Annotated in this window: 1 protein-coding gene; it reads left to right on the forward strand. The window is 65.7% G+C overall.

What is annotated here, in order from left to right; genetic code table 11:
* On the forward strand, positions 1-251 hold a 251-nt coding region (locus HKX41_12505), incomplete at both ends, for an adenylyl-sulfate kinase (protein ID NNC24957.1).

Here is a 251-nt window from a genome sequence, read left to right on the forward strand (position 1 = left end):
TCGCCGCACACCTTCTTTGGATGGATGCGACTCCGCTGCTGCCGGGCCGTTCGTACTGGCTGAAGATCGGCGCGCGCACGGTCACCGCCAGCGTCACCGAGATCAAGCACAAGATCGACGTCAACACCCAGGCCCAGCTGGCCGCGCGCCGGCTCGAACTCAACGAAGTGGCCTGGTGCAACCTCGGCCTGGACCAGCCGATCGCGTTCGAGGCCTATCGCGACAATCGCGAGCTCGGCAGCTTCGTCCTG

Source organism: Salifodinibacter halophilus, assembly GCA_012999515.1.
Classification (GTDB): domain Bacteria; phylum Pseudomonadota; class Gammaproteobacteria; order Nevskiales; family Salinisphaeraceae; genus Salifodinibacter; species Salifodinibacter halophilus.